This window comes from Shewanella sp. (genome assembly GCF_013214165.1).
In the GTDB taxonomy this organism is placed as follows: Bacteria; Pseudomonadota; Gammaproteobacteria; order Enterobacterales; family Shewanellaceae; genus Shewanella.
In genome coordinates, this window is the sequence record NZ_JABSSM010000019.1 from 45,154 (window position 1) to 63,894 (window position 18,741).

Annotated in this window: 11 protein-coding genes and 1 pseudogene; 1 reads left to right on the plus strand and 11 read right to left on the minus strand. The window is 48.3% G+C overall.

The genetic code is table 11. The annotated features are described in order from the left end of the window. Positions 1–38: 38 nt before the first annotated feature. From HRU42_RS06525 to HRU42_RS06550, 6 genes are all read right to left on the minus strand, one after another. Entirely contained in the window at positions 39–746 is a 708-nt protein-coding gene (locus HRU42_RS06525) for a GMP synthase (RefSeq protein WP_295029661.1), read from the minus strand. A 33-nt stretch (positions 747–779) separates the two neighbouring features. After that, entirely contained in the window at positions 780–1,952 is a 1,173-nt protein-coding gene (locus tag HRU42_RS06530; RefSeq protein ID WP_295029662.1) for an iron-containing alcohol dehydrogenase, read from the minus strand. A 72-nt stretch (positions 1,953–2,024) separates the two neighbouring features. Further along, positions 2,025–3,461, minus strand: a complete 1,437-nt coding sequence (locus HRU42_RS06535; protein ID WP_295029663.1) for an aldehyde dehydrogenase family protein — start codon at positions 3,459–3,461, stop codon at positions 2,025–2,027. A 91-nt stretch (positions 3,462–3,552) separates the two neighbouring features. Next, positions 3,553–4,920: a glutamine synthetase family protein gene (locus HRU42_RS06540; RefSeq protein WP_367227152.1), complete on the minus strand. Its 1,368-nt coding sequence runs from the start codon at positions 4,918–4,920 to the stop codon at positions 3,553–3,555. A 158-nt stretch (positions 4,921–5,078) separates the two neighbouring features. Then, complete coding sequence (eat, locus tag HRU42_RS06545) at positions 5,079–6,536, minus strand: ethanolamine permease (protein ID WP_295029665.1); 1,458 nt, start codon at positions 6,534–6,536, stop codon at positions 5,079–5,081. Between the two features lie 205 nt (positions 6,537–6,741). Then, positions 6,742–7,719 (minus strand): LysR family transcriptional regulator, encoded by a 978-nt coding sequence (locus tag HRU42_RS06550; RefSeq protein WP_295029666.1) that lies wholly within the window; start codon positions 7,717–7,719, stop codon positions 6,742–6,744. A gap of 409 nt (positions 7,720–8,128) precedes the next feature. Here HRU42_RS06550 and HRU42_RS06555 point away from each other — a divergent pair. Next, positions 8,129–8,494 (plus strand): annotated as a pseudogene (locus tag HRU42_RS06555) (NAD(P)/FAD-dependent oxidoreductase); the annotation flags it as partial. A gap of 89 nt (positions 8,495–8,583) precedes the next feature. On the opposite strand, the gene HRU42_RS06560 reads toward HRU42_RS06555, so the two are convergent. From HRU42_RS06560 to HRU42_RS06580, 5 genes are all read right to left on the minus strand, one after another. After that, positions 8,584–9,912 carry a hybrid sensor histidine kinase/response regulator gene (locus HRU42_RS06560; RefSeq protein WP_295029668.1) on the minus strand — a complete coding sequence of 443 codons (1,329 nt, stop codon included), beginning with the start codon at positions 9,910–9,912 and terminating at the stop codon, positions 8,584–8,586. Continuing rightward, the gene (locus HRU42_RS06565) at positions 9,905–10,504 is read right to left on the minus strand and encodes a chemotaxis protein CheB (protein ID WP_295029670.1); all 600 of its coding nucleotides are present in this window, start codon (positions 10,502–10,504) and stop codon (positions 9,905–9,907) included. The genes HRU42_RS06560 and HRU42_RS06565 overlap by 8 nt, the downstream gene beginning before the upstream one ends. After that, positions 10,497–11,330, minus strand: a complete 834-nt coding sequence (locus tag HRU42_RS06570; RefSeq protein ID WP_295029671.1) for a CheR family methyltransferase — start codon at positions 11,328–11,330, stop codon at positions 10,497–10,499. The genes HRU42_RS06565 and HRU42_RS06570 overlap by 8 nt, the downstream gene beginning before the upstream one ends. A 22-nt stretch (positions 11,331–11,352) precedes the next feature. Next, positions 11,353–16,422 carry a PAS domain S-box protein gene (locus tag HRU42_RS06575; RefSeq protein WP_295029673.1) on the minus strand — a complete coding sequence of 1,690 codons (5,070 nt, stop codon included), beginning with the start codon at positions 16,420–16,422 and terminating at the stop codon, positions 11,353–11,355. A gap of 261 nt (positions 16,423–16,683) precedes the next feature. Then, complete coding sequence (locus HRU42_RS06580; protein ID WP_295029674.1) at positions 16,684–18,618, minus strand: ATP-dependent DNA helicase; 1,935 nt, start codon at positions 18,616–18,618, stop codon at positions 16,684–16,686. Positions 18,619–18,741: the final 123 nt, after the last annotated feature.

Consider the following 18,741-nt stretch of genomic DNA (forward strand, 5'->3'; position numbering starts at 1 on the left):
TCCCGCTAAACATAGATTTAACGGCTAAAAATCCAGCATCAACCGCCTTGTCTTAAGAAATTGATCAACCAGCGGGTCACTAACTTATCGTCGGTCTGTAATGCCAATGAGTCTATCCCCGCAGCGATGCAACGGCCCGGTATGCGAGCCCGCCGTGCCAGCATAAGATCATATGAATAATCCTTACTGAATTCCGGATGGCCCTGTATCCCTAAAAAATGCTCATTAATCTGTATCATGTAGAAGGGACAAAACTCACTCGATGCTAAGATCTGCGAGTCTGCCGGCAACTGGACGACTTGATCTTGATGACTCACCACCAGTGATATTTCATCTTGACCTTGGCCCATCCATCGCTGCTGTCGCTGCACCTGTGTGGTGTTGACACCGACTCCCCAGCCCTTAGATGACTTCTCCACCACTCCACCTAAGGCCTTAGCCATCAATTGATGACCGAAACAGATGCCAATTAATTTTTTATTAGCCCGGTATAACTCGATGACAAAGTGTTCCAGTGTTTCGATCCAATCCTGGACATCATTGACCCCGAAACGGCTACCAGTGGTGATATAGGCATCGCATTCATCTAGGGTGCTCGGATATTGTCCCTCAATCACCCGGTACACATTACATTGAATATCTTCCCCTAGCGCCTCGAACAGCTGAGTAAACATCTGTGGATAATTGCCATGCTTGGGCCGTAATGTGTCAGCCACATCATCACATTGCAAAATTCCAATTATCATATTGTGTCCTCCAGTCAACATATTCCACCTCTATTAATAGTAGAGCCGACCCTTGACCGCATCACTGAATAACATGGCGTACTGTGCGGGTGTTAAGGGGATGGGATTGCCTCCCGCGGCGGCATCACTCGCCGCCATTTCCCCCACGAGTACCGCATCATCCAGATTAATGCCTATTTCGCTCAAATTATCCGGTATCGACAGCGCTTGCCTAAGCTCGAGCACCCAGGAGAGAAAACTATCGAAGCTTGGATCCTCTAAGCCGAGATAACCGGCGAGTCTGGTGATGCGAGTCTCAATCTCGGCCCTATTTCTTAATAGCACATAGGGCATCAAGATCGCGTTTAATAAGCCATGATGCTTGTTGTACAAGGCGCCCAGCGAGTGCGCTATGGCATGCATTCCCCCTAGGCCACGTTGAAAACTGGTCGCCCCCATACACGATGCGACCAACATCTGAGTGCGCGCCTCTATATCTTCACCATTGGCCACGGCCCTGGGTAAGAAGTCTTTAATCAAGCTGATGGCTTCGAGGGCGATGCCTTCCGCCATCGGGTGGTAAAAAGGGGCACAATAGGCTTCTAGATTATGAGATAAGGCATCGATCCCCGTGGCGGCGGTGATATGGGCCGGTAAGCCTATAGTCAAGTTAGGATCGAGCAATACCTTGGCAGGCATCATCTTGGGGTGAAAAATAATGCGCTTAACATGGCGATCTCCATCCGTGTCAGTGATCACCGAGGCCCGTCCGACTTCGGATCCTGTGCCTGCGGTTGTGGGCACGGCAACCACAGGTAACATCACACTCGCATCAATTTTTCGCCAGTTATCGCCTACATCTTCTGCCTGCCACAGGGAAATCGATTGTTTTGCCATCAAGGCAATCGCTTTCGCGGCATCGAGACTCGAACCGCCGCCGAGCGCCACCACACCATCAAACTGGCCGCTGTTAAGCACGTCGACACCACAGCGAATATTATCACCCGTTGGGTTAGCCTGAATGTCGCAAAACACCTGGATAACCAGCCCCGCACCGACACAGATATCGAGTATGTCTTGTACCATGGGCAGCTTGGCTAGTCCCGGATCTGTCACCAGTAACACCTGGGTCATCTTAAGCTCGAGGCAACAGCTGGCAATCTGCTTAATACAGCCCTCGCCCACTGTGATATCAGTGGGATAATTCCAATTGGCTTGCAATAACATGGACAACTTCCTTAGTTCTTATGGGATAAACGCCTGCGTTCAACCTAGCGACACAGGCTAAAGCGCGCCGCACTATGCGTGTTTGATATGAAATGACTTTGGCCGCGTAAATTGCTCAAATCCAAGCTGTGATAAGGTGCAGCCTCGGCCAGATAGCTTTACGCCAGTCCAGGCCAAGGCGGGGTCTAAGTAATCACAGCGATTTAAGAAGAAGGTGCCGGTCTCGACGCGTTCACCTAAGGCAATCCCCTTGTTGATGTCCCGGGTAAAAATACTCGCCGTTAAGCCAAAATCACTGTCGTTCATCAGATCCAAGGCTTGATCATCATCTGCCACACTCATGATGCCAACAACCGGGCCGAAAGACTCCTCGGTCATGACCCGCATATGGTGATCCACATGGGTTAAAATTTGCGGTGCCAAATAAGCCGTCCCTGCCTGGCTCAGTGCAAACAAGGATTCATCGATATGAGCGACAGCCCCTTGAGCCAAGGCCTCTGCTATTTGCCCACGCACAAAGTCGGCGGCCTCGCGCCGCACCAGCGGGCCTAAGGTCACCGCTTTATCATCGGCGCGTCCTAATTGATATTGCTTAGTTAAGGCCACGGCCTTAGTGACAAACTCATCATAAACACTGTGATGCACATAGATGCGTTCGATGCCACAGCATGATTGGCCCGAATTGAAGAAGGCGCCATCGACTAGGGCCTCGACCGCCTTGTCGATATCGGCATCTTGGCGAACATAGGCGGGATCTTTGCCCCCAAGCTCGAGGCCAACACCGATAAACCGCCCCAGGGCAGCCTTCTCCACCATTTCCCCGCCAAAGACTGATCCAGTGAAGGCCACATAGGCCACCTCTTCATTGGCGATAAGCCTTGCCGTATGATGATGATCCATATGTAAATACTGAAACACACCTGGGGGCAGCCCGGCTTGTTCAAACGCCTGAAACAGGCGCTCGGCGCACAATGGAGTCTGAGCGGAATGCTTGAGGATCACAGTATTACCCGCCAGAAGCGCTGGAATAATCGCGTTGATGGCAGTCAGATACGGGTAATTCCAAGGCGCAATCACCAGCACGACACCTAAGGCCTCACGCTTGATATAACGGGTAAAACCTGGCTTGTCTTCACATTCAATATTCGCCAGAGCCTGTTCACACACGCCAATCATGTACTCGCTGCGCTCGGCGACACCGGCAAGCTCGCCGGCGCCATAGCGAACCGGACGGCCCATCATCCAACTCAGCTCTTGGGCTATCTCGTCTTTATGACTCACTAAAATATCGATTGCCGCCTGACAGAGCGTTTTTCGCGTGGCCAGCGGGGTCAAGGCCCAACTTTCCCCCTTCCCTTTAAACGCCTGCCTTGCCCGTTTCACACAGGCAACAATCTGCTCATCACCGGCCAGTTCCCGAGTCACATAGACACTGGCATCGATGGGCGAGATGGTCTGCTGAATACCTGAGTTACTGGTTTCATCTGATAATTTCACTTGCTGCGACATATTCATTTAGCCTCGAACCTTACTCACAATTAATACCAAAACTACCCCTAATCACTCGACTCATTAGCCGTTACGTGACACATGCCGGCGACTAGATGATCTCGAAATACCGTTGCATCTCCCAGTCGCTAACATGTTTACGGTACTCTCTCTCTTCCCATTCTCGGGTGATGGCAAAGTGCTCGACAAACTGCTCGCCGAAACACGCTTTCGCCGCCTGGGATTGTTTGAATCGTTGCGCGGCGTCCCACAAGGTGGCCGGCAAGGCCAAAGACACGTCATGTTGCTGCGCATAGGCATTGCCTTTGACTTGAGCCTGGGGCTCTAACTTATGCTCTATGCCGTATAACCCGCTGGCCAGGGCAGCAGCTAAGGCGAGATAAGGATTGGCGTCGGCGGCGCCTAAACGATATTCGATTCGCTGGGATTGAGGGCTACCAGGGATCACTCTCAATGCTGTGGTGCGGTTCTCAACTCCCCAAGTCGCCTCGGTGGGGGCCCAAAAACCGGGAACCATACGGGAATAACTATTGATAGTTGGGGCTATCATGCACAAAAACTCCGGCATAAGTTGCTGTTGCCCAGCGAGGAAATGACGCTGATTGTCACTCATGTTGTGGGGCTGGCTGGGGTCATAAAATGCCGACTGACCATTTTTATGCTGCAGTGATAGGTGAATGTGACCACTCTGCCCTGGACAATCACCGGACCATTTCGCCATAAAAGTGGCCATCAAACCGCGTTTCTGTGCTAACACCTTCATATAAGTCTTAAACAGTGCGCCTTTATCGGCCGCCGCTTCCACGCCGTCAACGGCGATGGCAGCCTCGATAACGCCAGGCCCAGTCTCAGAATGAAGCCCTTCGATGGGGAAATCCATGGTTTCCCCCATGGCGAGAATGGCTTCATACAAGTCCGAGTGCACCGAATTACGGATCATCGAATAACCAAACCAATCCGGCGTCACGGTTTCTAAATTACGGTAGTTTTTCTCACGAATTGAATGGGGGGTTTCATTGAAGAGGAAGAACTCATATTCAAGCGCTCCGAATGCCTTAAACCCCATTTCATCGGCTTTTTCGATCACCCGCCGCAAGGTGCCACGGGGGCAAACCGCTTCGGCCTCCTGAGCAAATTCGCCAATAAATAGCAACATACCCGGCTCACCAACCACGTCACGACAAGTGTGGGCCAAGATCCGCACCGGTGCATCCGGGTAACCTGTGTGCCAGCCTGTGTATTTGGCATTGTCATAGAGTTGGTCTTTCATGTCCCAGCCAAGCACCACATCACAAAAAGCGAAGCCTTTCTCTAATGAAGCGACAAACTTAGACTTGGACATATATTTGCCGCGCATCACGCCATCATTATCAAACACACCCACTTTTATATGACTCAGGCCACGCTCTTCGATAATCGCCATGGCATCGGCCACATTCTTGACATCTCTCGCTTGCATTCTTGTATCCATAATCATGTTTCCTATTATTGGCTGGCACGCCGACCTATTCGTAGCCTAACGCGCCTGTAACCCTCATTCACACTTCAATGCCAGCACCCGTAGACAAGTTAACATTAGTCATAAAAAACAATAAGGTGCAGCCGCTACTTCAAGATTTAGTTAAGCTCAGATTCCGCGGATGCGATCATATCGAACTCTTCCTCGGGAGCCGAAGCCACCAGCCTATGTCGACTGTAGAACACGAAATAGGTCACCATTATCGAGTAGAAGAGTGCCGACCAAGCAGCGGCTTGCAGACTGACGATAAAGGTCGATGCCAGTGCGACGAGGGAAAGTATTAGGGCTATCCCTGAGGTGATGATGCCGCCTGGTGTCCTGTAAGGACGCTCGAGATCGGGTTCTTTCATGCGAAGAATGATATGAGACAGGCTCATCATGGCATAGGAGATAGTGGCGCCAAATACCGCCATGGTGATCATCATGTCCCCCTCGCCGGATAAGGACAATAAGAAACCCAAGATACCTGGCACAATCAAGGCCCACACCGGCACTTTACGCTTGCCCGATAATGACAAGAAGCGAGGGATGTAACCGGCGCGGGAGAGTGCAAACACCTGACGGGAATAAGCGTAGATGATAGAAAAAAAGCTGGCAATCAGGCCAAATAAGCCGACGACATTGACAAATTTAGCCGCGACCGAGTCGGTGCCATAAACAGCCTCTAGGGCACCGACCAGAGGCGCACCATGTGCCTTCATCGCTTCAGCACCTGCCCCACCGGGGGCCAACAACAGCACCACCGCTGCAAATACAATCAAGACCAACATGGAGGCTATGATACCTCTGGGCATATCTTTAGCCGGATTTCTAGCTTCCTCTGCAGCTAACGGCACCCCCTCCACCGCGAGAAACAACCACATCGCAAATGGCAAGGCCGCCCATATCCCCATGTAGCCTTCGGGCAGAAAACGACTCGAACCTACAACATCTGGGTTAGCCGCGATATCGAACAAGTTGTCCACAGAAAAATGAGGCACCATGGAAAAAGCAAACACCCCAATCGCGATAACTGCGAGCAAGGTGATACCCATCATGATCCTTAATGCCTGAGTCGCGCCCCACAGATGGAGTCCGACAAAGGTTAGATAGAAGGCGCCGTAAACAATGGGGCCGTCGATACCTATGAGTTCATTGACATAGCTGCCAATAAACACGGCAATGGCTGCAGGGGCTATGGCATATTCCAGTAAAATAGCGGTGCCAGTCAAGAAACCTCCCCAAGGACCCATGGCCCGACGAGCAAAGCTGTAGCCGCCTCCTGCTGTGGGTAGAGAAGAAGACAACTCAGCCAAGCTCAATACCAGGCAGATGTACATCAAGCCCATCACCAGAGTCGCGATAAACATGCCACCGAAACCGCCCAAGGCTAAACCAAAATTCCAGCCAGCGAAATCACCAGAAATAACATACGAGACCCCCAGGCTAGCGAGCACGATCCAGCCCGCTACCCCTTTTTTTAACTGCCTCTTACTCATATATTCATCGGAAACAGCGTTATACTCGTGGGTACGCTTGTTACCCGTTACTGCCTCTTGTTTTGATGCTTGTGACATGACACTCCCCTTAACTTGGTTGGCGAAATGGCCCGATAGATGCGTTAACAAAATGTTGCTAAATTAACTCTATATCGACCCTAATGCCCTTCAACCAATTGGACAACTACAATCATCTGTACTAAGGCCCTAGTATTAATTTTTTTAATACTAGGGCCTATTGCTGTTTAATTGCCGCTATGTGAGTCACACACCTCAGCCTATTTCACTCACCAATTTCTATCGATGCGACCAGCCAAGGTAGATCTTTGGTTAACTCAGGCAAGAAGCTCTGCCGCATGATATTGCAACTGTCTCTGGCCATTTTTAGCGGCAAATCCCCCAGTTCATGCCGACGGCACACCAATGTCAATTGACGCTGTAGCGGCGCTTTAGCCGGCAGCGGCAGACACTTAATCTGCTCGAGTCCTATTCCGCTTTGATACAGACACAGAGGCGTGGTTATCGTCCAACCTATACCGGCAGCGACCATAGACAAGACAGCGAAGGTATTATCCAGTTGCAGCCGCATGCTTGGCTCTATAGCGAGCCGCTTGAGATAACGTTCGATGTAGATGCCAATCAGAGAATCCTGGGTATAACGGACAAAATCTAGCTCTTTCTCGAGCTGTTTAACCTCGTGCAACGAAGGATGCCCCCCAACACACAGGTTATAATTGGCGGGAACCACCAGCACAAATGGCTCAGAAAGAATGGGATAACGACAGATATCATCGTTATCTTCGAGGGCATCATCGGAGATGATGATGTCGAGTTGCCGAGACAGTAATGCATCGGCGTGCATGTTTGAGCGACCCGTGGTTAATGTCCAGTTCTCGGTGCGTCGTTTTACCACCTCAATTAAGGGCTTTCCCAAGGCAGTGACTAAGGAGTCCACCAAGGCAATACGCACTAGGTGCAGCTGCTCGAAGCAGCCTTGAGCGATCATTCTTTGAGTCTGCTCAGCTTGATATAAGAGATGTGAGGATTGATCGAAAAAATATCGCCCGGCGATAGTCAGGCCAATGGGACGTATGCTGCGATCCAGCAGCTTGGCATTCACCCCTTTTTCCAGTACCGACAAGGTCTGTGAGACCGAAGACTGAGTCAGCCCCAAATGTTTAGCCGTTGCAGTCATGTTACCGGTTTGCGCAGTCATGACAAATACCTGCAAGGCTTTTAAATCGAAATCAAATGATCGCATTAACACCTTAGAAAACCATGGGATGAAGCAAAAACATGCCATGAAACGCATCGATTTAGTAGCTTTATTAATCAAAAATCGTAAATTAAACTGCCTATATCTAGCCTTACTGGAGATATCACAGATACCACCTAAGCAGATAAAACTGGATAAACCTAAAACAACAGAATTTATGGCCATGACTTAGGCTGTGATATACGCCAAGATAATTAGGTTATAGAGCAGTCTTAATCAATGAGTGTTTCGAATAAAATCCATTCGGTGAAAAATCAAGCCATCGCCAGTGAGGTTAACAATGCTGTCATTAAGGAGCGCGTAATGAAGTCATCATGTCCAAAAATTGTCATTGTAGGTGGTGGGCCGGAGGGTTAGAGCTTGCGACTCAATTAGGCCATAGGCTTGGCCAGAAAAACTCATCGAAGCCAACCTGATGTCGTGGGCCGCTGGAGTGAAAGCCCCGGATTTCATCAAAAATATCGAGATGTTTGAGTTAAAGCGAGCCAATCAGATCATGGTAAAGGTTAACTTACTCAGCACAATAAATGATGTGGATCATGGCTCCTTGGTCAAGCTGTCGCGTTTTAGCACGGTCGGCAGCCTGATGGGGAATTTAACCAACAACAGTATGTTTATTGAGGGCAAGATCGTCCACTTGGTATATCCCTCTCTTTACCGCATGCATCAACAAGCCATACATGGGGCATTGAAGACCATAGCTCTGTGGTTAGCCGAGAAAATCATGCGCCTAGTTAGACCTCGTATGAAATTACACTAAGCCGTACTGTTAATGATTGCATGCCCTCGGTGACAAGGGGCTTAAAATTATCTTACTAACGTGCTTTTACTTAAATGCTTTTCCTTAAATCATTTTACTAAAGTGCTTTTACTAAAGTGCTTCAATGACCGATTATCGGTATCTCTCTCGATCGGGAAGATGATCTTAAACTCAGTACCCTCACCCAGTTTGCTGGTACAAAGCACATCGCCTTTTAACACTTGAGTGATCAGGTTAAACACAATATATAAACCAAGCCCGCTGCCCCCTAAGCCTCTACGAGTCGTATAAAAAGGTTCAAAGACCATAGACACGGACTCCGCAGACATGCCCTTGCCGTCATCTTTGAAACGCACCAATACTCTGTCCTCTGCTTGGGCAATATTGATCAAGATCTTTCCATTAGCGTCATGGTCAAAAGCATGGATGATGGCATTAAGCAGTAAATTTTTGAGCACTAATTTCAAGGTTTCTGCGTAGCTAGTCACCCAGAGGTCTTTATCACCTTCGATACTCACTTGATGATGGGTTAAATCTAACTCGGGTAATATTTCAGTAATGCAGTCATCGACATGAGACATAAGATTAAATGTGGTTAGCGCTTCTGATGACACATCAACAGCCACCAGCTTAAAGTCTTTTATCAGCTTAGAAGCTCGATTCAAATTCGATAAAATCATCTCAGATGACTGAATGGCGGCATCGAAAAAACCAGACATATCCTCGTGTGCCAGTTGTCCCTCTTTAAAATCATGATTCAATCTGGCAGTTTCCCCATGCATAAAGGACGCTGCCGTAACACAAATTCCAATGGGCGTATTAAGCTCATGAGCCACCCCTGAAACTAATCGGCCTAAGGACGCCATTTTTTCAGCTTTGACTAATTTGTCCTGAGCCGATATCAAGTGCTCCATTGACTGCTGCAACTCCTTGGTCCTGGCCTTAACTAACTCTTCAAGGTTTTCCTTGTGTACCCTCAACTCCTCCTCGGCTTTCTTCTTCGTCTCATAAGCCTGGCCTAATCTAAGGCGCTCTTTATAGAGTTCAAGAAACACCCCGACTTTACTCTTCAGTATCTCATCGTTAATCGGTTTCACCAGATAATCCACCGCGCCACTGATATATCCCTTGAACTCAAACGCCTCATCACGGGCAAAGGCGGTAATGAAGATGACGGGGATATGGCAGGTTTTGGGATGGTCTAAGATGAGTGAAGCCGCCTCGAAACCATCCATACCAGGCATCTGTACGTCCATCAAGATAAGAAAGAAATCATGTTTGTGAGCCACAGCCAAGGCCTGCTGACCGGACATGGCTTTGGTAAAGTCTAAGTTCAGTGGCGCTAAAATTCGCTCATAAACACGTAGGTTATTAGGCTCGTCATCGACGATGAGGATTTTAGCTTGGGGGTCACTCATGCAAAACGCCTTTATTCACATCAAGGTCAGGCTTAAAATCACACTGAGCCAGATAGTGCCCCAATTTATCCATTGAGATAACCCTATCAACAACCACCATAGCTATAGCAGATTTTGGCATCACATCGACCTCGGCAGTTTGTGGATCTTGAACCAGGACAAAACCGCCATAGTCTTTGATCATTTTCAACCCCAAGCTTCCATCAGAATTGGCTCCTGTAAGTATAAGTCCAATCAGCTGCTCCTTGTAGCAAGTCGCCGCAGATTGAAACAATACATCGATGGAAGGAATAGAGTAATTTACTGGCGGGTCTATGCTCAGGCTCAAGGTTTTATCCCTCTCTACCAACAGATGATAGCCGGCAGGAGCAAGGTACACATGAGCTGGTAACACAGGCTCACCGGGCTCAGCCTCTTTCACCACCACTGCGGATCTGTCATTTAAATATTCCACCAAAAAATTATCCGCCTGCCTGCATCTATGCTGAACGATCAGTATCCCTAAAGGATAATCATAGGGAAGCTGTGGCAAGATAGCGGTCAATGCATGTAATCCTCCCGCAGAGGCCCCTATGACCATGGCTTCATACATGAATGAGCCGCCTGAATATCCGCTCCTTACTGGCAAACACCTCGAATGAAGATTTAACTTGGCTAAATTCCAGCGTCTCCTTATCCCCTAGCAAGAGAAAGCCTCTGGGGATCAGGCTCTCTTTGAACAGGCTAAGCACCCTGTCTTGTAATCTGGGGTTAAAATAGATGAGCACGTTACGACACACGATCAGATGCATCTCGGCAAAGGATTGATCTTTCATTAAATTATGGTTGGCAAAGGTGATGTGTTCCTTGAGTGACTCGGCCATTTTAGCCGAATTAAACTTGGCCAGGTAGTAATCGGCAAAGGATGCCTTGCCACCGGAACCCTGATAATTTTGCGTGAAAAGTTTTATCTTTTCGGCAGGATAAATCCCCTTTCTGGCGATCTCCAGAGAATGATTATTGTAATCGGTGGCATAGATCCGAGTACGCTCCAGCAGGCCCTCCTCCTTGAGCATGATGGCCATGGAATACACCTCCTCTCCCGTCGCGCAGCCGGCATGCCAGATGTTGACTCTCGCATAGGTTTTGAGTTGCGTAAAAACCTTTTGGCGTACCTTCTTGAACACCAGAGGTTCACGAAACATCTCGGTCACTGTCACCGACATGTCTCGTAGAAAGAGATCGAAAAAATCAGCATCATGTAAAATCTTAGGCACCATGTCGGACACAGAGCCGAGATCCGATAGCTGAACGCGATTTAAAATCCTGCGCTCCAGAGAGGCTCTGGAGTAATCACGAAAATCATAGCCATAACGGAAATTTATCGCCTCTAACAATTGATTGACTTCAAACTCAATCATATCTTCGGGTTTCATCATCAAAAGATACCCTCCCCCAAGTCTAGTGCTTAAATAGCCATATCCGCATAATCGACAATAATTTATCGAAATCAATCGGTTTAGTCAGATATTCCGAAGCGCCAGCTTGAAGAGATTCCTCCCTATCCTCGGGCATGGCCTTAGCGGTTAACGCTATGATAGGGATCTGCTTGTAATGGCTCATGGCCCGAATTTTTCGCGTCGCCGCATAACCATCCATCTCAGGCATCATGGTATCCATCAGCACCAATTCGAAATTTTTATCTTGCTCTAGCTGCTCCACCGCTTCCTTACCGTTATGGGCCATCTCGACATCTAATCCTATCTCGATCAACTTTTTCGACAAGGCGTAGGTATTTCTCATATCATCATCGGCCAGTAAAACCTTACGGCCCTTAAGCATGGAGTCTTCATCGTGGAGCATATGTATGGTCTTGCGGCTACTGGTACAAAACCTCGACTCTATATCGTGTAAAAACAGTGAAATATCATCTAGTAGTCGCTCTGCAGAGCCCACGCCCTTGATCACTATGCTGGATGAGTACTTGTTCAGCTCATCTTGCTCTTCATCGGTGATCTCTTTCCCCGTGTAAATGATCACTGGCGGCACCCGAGCAAGGTCACTGGCATCGATCCGCTTTAGCACTTCGAAACCACTGAAATCCGGCAGTCCCAAATCTAAGATGACGCAATCATATTGTCCCGACATGATCTCATCGACCCCCTGGCTGCCGTTATCGACACACTTGATGTCGATATCACTATTCTCCAATAGCCTGCTGATTAAAGTTTGATTGGCGATATCATCTTCTATGACTAACACATGGCGCAACTCGGAGGCAGAGAATGCCCTTATCTGGTCAAATACCGTCAAGAGTTGCTCCTGACTGACAGGCTTAGTCTGTAAACCGATAGCTCCCTGAACTAGGGCAGCGTTTTTGTCGTCACTATGGGCCGAGATGATCTCTACCGGTATATGGCGTGTCTTGAGACTAAATTTGAGTTGCTCAAGCACCCTATGACCATCGATATCCGGTAGCATGATATCGAGAATGATACCGTCGGGTTGGTGCTCCTGCGCCAGGTAAATACCCGTACGCCCGTCACCGGCAACCAGACATTTGTAACCATTTTCCCGGGCATGGTCCCGCAATATTTTGGCAAATATTTTATCATCATCGATGATAAGCAAGGAGCGATCTCCCTGCTGTATGTTATTTCTGTCATCGGCAATGAACTCGGGATGGATCTGCATCGCAGGATCATGCTTGGCACGCTCACCTGTGGAGGAGTGGCTGACGTTTGATGGGGAAGCGGATTCATCTGCTGCGCTCGAATAGTTAACCTCAGACAGCAGGGCTTCATTGTGCCCCTGAGACTTAGGGTCTATGCCGTCTGGGTCAAACTTACTGGGCAAGTATAGGGTGAAGGTGCTGCCCTGTTCCTGAGTGCTCTCGAGCTGGATCTCGCCGCCCAACAGACGCGTCAGCTCCCTGGCGATGGTAAGACCCAGACCCGTGCCGCCATACTTCCTGCTGGTAGAACCATCTTGTTGCTGAAATGCCTCAAAAATGGCCTGTAGCTTGTCTGAAGGTATGCCGATACCGGTATCGACAACGGCAAGTGACACAGCCTGGTTAGCATTTAGGCTACTGTGAGAAAAGAGAGTATCGGATGTGGCAAAGCCAATATTGAGAGAGACAGAACCGGCCTCGGTAAATTTCAGCGCATTCGACAATAAGTTTCTCAGTACCTGCTCGACCCTCTGACCGTCACTGGTGATGCTCTGTGGCAATTTGTCATCCAGATTAATGATAAACTCCAGGTTGCGACTCTTGGCAATAGGATCAAATACCTGCTTCAGGTTACGGCTAAGCACCCTCAAATTCACCGCTTCGATATGTATGGTGAGCTTACCGGCTTCGACCTTAGAGAGATCCATGATGTCATTTATGAGGCTGAGGAGATTGTTGCCCCCATCGAAAATCACCTTAGCATCTTCCACTTCCGTCTCATCTAAGTGTTGGCTCCTATTGTCGGCTAACCCTTTGGCTAGCAAGAGTAAGCTATTGAGAGGCGTCCTGAGTTCATGACTCATGTTAGCCAGAAATTCTGACTTGTATTTACTCGCCAGCGCCAGTTCATTGGCCTTGATGGTGAGATCGACCTTAGCCGCCTCTATCTCATCTTTTTGGCGTTTAAGAAACACTTGCTTCTCTTGCAACTCTTCGTTGGACACCTTGAGCTCCTCACTCTGCTGTCTGAGCTCTTCTTCGGAGGTTTTAAGCAGTTGCGTCTGTTCCAGTAGGCTCTCATTTGAACTTTTCAGTTCCTCTTGCTGAGCCTGTAATTCTTCCGTCTGCCTCTGGGTCTCCAACAATAATTGTTGTGTCTGTTGCTGATTGCGTAAATTATTAATAACGACACCCAAACTTGAACTAATCAACTCCATCACTTCCAGTTGCTCATCATGAAATGTCTGGAATGAGGCTAACTCTATGACCCCCATTAGCTCAGTTTCAAACAGCACTGGAACCACCAGCACATTCAATGGCTCTTTCTCCCCCAGTCCTGAGTTAATTTGTATATAGTCTGCCGGCACATGTGTGAGCAAAATTGTTTTCTGCTCTTTACCACATTGGCCCACAAGTCCCTCACCAAGCGGAATCAAGGGCAAAACGGCTTTACGTTTCTTAAATGCGTAACTCCCCGATAAAGTCAGCCCCACTTGTTCGCCGGAATTGATGTAGGTATAGAGGACACCGTGACCAGCATTCATCATTTCGGCTAACGCCGAGATGATTTCATTCGCCATTGAATCCAAATCGTTAGCCCCTTGGGTCAACTGATTAATTATGGAGACTCGACTCTTGAGTTCATTTTGCTTCAAGAGATCTTCATTGGTCTTTTTTAGATCTTGTTGATATTGTTTCTCTTGAGTAATATCGCGCACAAATCCGGTAAAGACGACTTCATCTCCTTGCTTCACTTCCCCCACAGTCAGGTACATGGGAAAAGTGCTGCCATCTTTCTTCAAACCTACCACCTCTCTGCCCTTGCCTATCACCTTCTTCACCCCTGTGGTCAGATAGTTATGCAAGTACCCATCGTGCTCCTCGGTAAAAGGGCTGGGCATCAAGGTATTAATCTTCTCACCTATCATCTCATCCGCTCGATATTGAAACAGCGCTTCGGCCGCGGTGTTGCAAGCGATGATCACGCCTTGACTCGAAATGGACAAGATGGCATCTAAGCAGGTGTTTACCATGCCCCGATTGAGTGTTTCACTCTTGATCATCTCTCGCTCAAACTTTTTCTGCTCACTGATGTCACGAATGAAACCAGTAAACACCACGCCAGAACCGAGCTGGACCTCTCCAACAGACAGAAAAATAGGAAACTGATCACCATCCTTTCTCAAGCCAACAAGTTCCCTGCCTTTGCCTATGACTTTTTTCACTCCCGTGGTCAGGTAATTGCTAAGATAAGTATCGTGTTCTTCGGTATAAGGGCTCGGCATTAACATGTTAATTTTTTCGCCAACCAGTTCCTTGCTCAAATATTGAAACATGGTCTCGGTTGCCTGATTACATGACAGTATGATGCCTTCTGGACTGATAGAAATGATGGCGTCCAGGGAAGTATTAACCAGTCCCTTATTGAGAGCTTCACTCTTTAAGATCTCCATCTCAAACTTTTTCTGTGCGCTAATATCACGAATGAAGCCGGTATACATGACCTCTTCACCTTGCTTCACCTCGCCCACGGAGAGAAAGATAGGAAAGGTACTGCCGTCGCTACACAAGGCGACAACTTCTCGGCCCTTACCGATCACATTCTTGCTTCCAGTGGTCTTATATCGACTTAAATATGCGTCATGTTCAGAATGAAAGGGATCAGGCATCAACATCTTAATATTCTTGCCTATGAGTGATTTTGCCGAATACTTAAACATCCTCTCGGTAGCCGAATTAACCGAAAGTATGCTGCCATCATCCGTGATGGAGATGATGCTATCGACGGCTGTGTTGACTATTGCTTGGTTAAGATTCAGGCTGCGAGATAGAGAAGTGTTACGCTGCTCTATCTGACTTTTCATCTCATGCAATGCTGTACCTAGTCTGTCCTTGTCACTCTTGGTGACTATCTCCTTAGAGAAGTCACCACTGGCGATGGCATCGGCCAGATCTGCTACATGTTTGAGTGTACTAACCATGGCATTAATGGAAGCCGACAAGTCGCCAATTTCGTCGGCGCTTTTCCATGTAACGCTAAGGGTCAGATCACCAGCAGCGAGACCATCTGTGACCGTTTTTATCTCGGTAATAGGCTTGATAATCACTCTGGCCAGAACCAAGGAGATCACCATACTCACCAGCAGTGAAATGCTCACTAAGATAATGATCCCCAGCGCCCCCTCTCTGCCATTTACCCCGGCATCAGACAGCAGCACTGGTATAAAATGTTTCACTTGCTCGCGCAGGGCCATAAGCTCAAGACCGAGCTGGGCCCCCTCCCTGTCGACCTTATCTATTCTGGATTGACTGAGGGTGTGATCCCACTCGCCCTGTTCTATGGTCGCCAAAACAGAGAAAGCGTCTTGCTCAAATTGAAGGTGTTGCAGTTTTATGCTTATTAATCCACTCAGTACTAATTTAACACCTTCAATATCTGTCTGCGCCGAGGCTGCCTCTATGTCATGTTTCACCTGCCGTGTTATCTCATCTATCTCATCACTGACCTTGGCCGATAATTCACGATACAGAGCATCCACATGATTAAAATCTTGGGCTACTATCAGCAGATTGGCTTCGGCTTCGGCACCGATATCCAGCTGTATCTCTTCGGCTAAGCGCAGGGCTTTCTCGAAATATATTTGCTGCTCTAACAGATGGACTTCAATTTTACTCAGCATGTGAACTCGGGGTAAATCTATGCTAGAAACCTCCTCTACCTCAGTGCTTATGCGTCCCAATGAGACTATGGCATAGGCAGCCACTATGGTCATCAGGGACAAATTTAACGCCGTCGCCAGCATGAATTTTTTCGCAATGGTGAACTTTAATGATGCTCGAGTTTGAATTTCAGCCATGAAAAGACCCATACCTGTACGTTAACCTAGCTTGACCCCTTCTGAGTCTTCAGTAGAGTCACTGCCCTTCAATCAATACTTAAAAGCATAGTAAATAAAACTAAATGTTGGGCTGGAGACAAGTTTTCGACACAGGCATTCAAGTCACGAGAGAAAATGGCAACGCATAGGAAGTGAACACAAACCTAGGATTAATAGATAATTTTGAAGGCGGAGTGACACAAAAACTGACCCTTTTGTGCCCATATTTAACTCGGGGCGCTATTTAATCTGCTGTAAAAAATCCACCACCTTGTCCATGTCTCGCGTACGACTCATGGGAGGAAGAGAGTTCAAAAATGCCTCACCATATTCTCGGTTGACGATTCGGTTATCACACAAGATCAATACTCCCCTGTCTCTTTCATCTCGGATCAGGCGACCAACGCCTTGATTCAGTGAAATAACCGCCTGAGGCAGAGAGATACTGGTGAAAGGATCGAGTCCATCCCGGCAGGCGCTCTGGGCTCTGGCTCGGTACAGGGTGTCTGTGGGGGACACAAATGGCAGCTTGTCTATGATCACGCAGCTGAGCAGCCTGCCACGGACATCGACACCCTCCCAGAACGCACCAGTGCCTAGCAATACGGCATTGCCAAGTTGTCTGAATTTTTTCATCAGACTCTGCTTGCTGCCTTGGCCCTGAACTAAAAGGGGATAATTAACACGGCTTTGAAGCCGAGTTGCCACTGCGTTCATCATACGATGACTGGTAAACAAGATGAAGGTACGGCCCTTCGCCGCCTTGATTGCCTTCTGTGCGACATCGAGTAAATCCCTCACCGCCGCCTCATGATCACTCACCTTAGAGAGGTGACGCGGCACACACAATAAGGCATTGGAGCGATAATCGAAGGGGCTGTCTAAAATTATTTGCTGACTCTTATCTATGCCAAGCCCCTTGGTAAACAGGCTCAGATCACGGTTAATCTGTAGCGTCGCCGAGGTAAATATCCAGCTCGTCTGAGCATCAAATAACGCCTCGCATTCCTTGGCGACATTGATTGGCGCAATACTCAGCGTCAGGTACCTGTGACCATAGTCAATACTGTAAGCGGCCTGATTATTTTCACACTGAAAAAACACGCCCATCTTACTCGAGAAGGTCGCTAATTTTTCGGTGCATTCATCGAGGGCTTCACTGCGGCCTATGTGCGCCAATAACAAGTCCTCCAACGCCTTCAACTCTTCAATGATTGCCCAGGAGGCCGATGCTATATTTTTGTTGCCCATCAACAGGCGCCAATCGGTTTCAAAAACATCATACATCTGTTGATGCCAGCTATTTAACCGGCTGATACAGAGCGCCGCTAACTGCTCAATCTGCGCTGAATCTCTGAGCTCGGTTCGATAGACAGTTAGGATCTGTCCTAATAGATTATCTAAACTTCGCGTTGTAATTTGCTGACCAAAATAGATGACTGCAATATCGGGTAACAGATGTGCTTCATCGAAGATCACCACATCTGCATCGGGCAATAGCTCGGCAAAGCCTGTTTCTTTGAGGACCCTATCGGCGAAGAACAGATGATGGTTCACCACAATAATCTTAGCGTCCATGGCACGGACTCTAGCCTTGCGGGTAAAACAGGTCTCATAGTGAACACACTTCTTGCCGGTACATTTATCCCTTTGGCTGGCAATGAGCCACAAGGCATCTGAGTTTTCGGAAACTGAGGTCAAGCCCCCGAGATCGCCGTCGGCGGTCTGCCCCGCCCACTGATTGATTCGGAGCAGGTCATCTAAGACCTTAGGCTCATGAGATCCACACGCCTCCAGCTGCTTATCTAATAACAGTTGGCACAAATAGTTACTGCGCCCCTTGAGGAGCGCAAGTTTCGGCGCAAGGGCTAACATGTCGAGCAAGGCTGGAAGATCTTTATAAAACAGCTGTTCCTGCAGATTTTTACTGCCGGTACTGACGATGATCTGTTTACCGCTTAACAGAGCAGGAATTAAATACGCGTAGGTTTTACCCACCCCGGTTCCGGCTTCGACAACCAGATTGCTCTTGCCGCCGATGGCACAGCTGACCGCCGAGGCCATCTGCTTTTGAACGACTCGAGTGCTGTAACCTTTAATATGCCTGGCTAGCACGCCATCGGCATCGAAGGCTTGCTCACTGTCGATTGTCAGTCTGCTACTCAAGGCGCTCACTCATAGGGCTATAAAATTAGAAATCATCATTGAATCAGGCATTATCCTTGTTTATGGCAAGGCATCAAGGCTCAGGACATAAATTTAAGCGTGGATGAACAAACAAAGGTCACTCTGGTGATG

Excerpts from the sequence above, each read along its gene's own strand:
- HRU42_RS06525 (WP_295029661.1), bottom strand. The coding sequence starts at position 746 with ATGATAATTGGAATTTTGCAATGTGATGATGTGGCTGACACATTACGG.
- HRU42_RS06530 (WP_295029662.1), bottom strand. The coding sequence starts at position 1,952 with ATGTTATTGCAAGCCAATTGGAATTATCCCACTGATATCACAGTGGGC.
- HRU42_RS06535 (WP_295029663.1), bottom strand. The coding sequence starts at position 3,461 with ATGTCGCAGCAAGTGAAATTATCAGATGAAACCAGTAACTCAGGTATT.
- HRU42_RS06540 (WP_367227152.1), bottom strand. The coding sequence starts at position 4,920 with ATGCAAGCGAGAGATGTCAAGAATGTGGCCGATGCCATGGCGATTATC.
- eat (WP_295029665.1), bottom strand. The coding sequence starts at position 6,536 with ATGTCACAAGCATCAAAACAAGAGGCAGTAACGGGTAACAAGCGTACC.
- HRU42_RS06550 (WP_295029666.1), bottom strand. The coding sequence starts at position 7,719 with ATGCGATCATTTGATTTCGATTTAAAAGCCTTGCAGGTATTTGTCATG.
- HRU42_RS06560 (WP_295029668.1), bottom strand. The coding sequence starts at position 9,912 with ATGAGTGACCCCCAAGCTAAAATCCTCATCGTCGATGACGAGCCTAAT.
- HRU42_RS06565 (WP_295029670.1), bottom strand. The coding sequence starts at position 10,504 with ATGTATGAAGCCATGGTCATAGGGGCCTCTGCGGGAGGATTACATGCA.
- HRU42_RS06570 (WP_295029671.1), bottom strand. The coding sequence starts at position 11,330 with ATGATGAAACCCGAAGATATGATTGAGTTTGAAGTCAATCAATTGTTA.
- HRU42_RS06575 (WP_295029673.1), bottom strand. The coding sequence starts at position 16,422 with ATGGCTGAAATTCAAACTCGAGCATCATTAAAGTTCACCATTGCGAAA.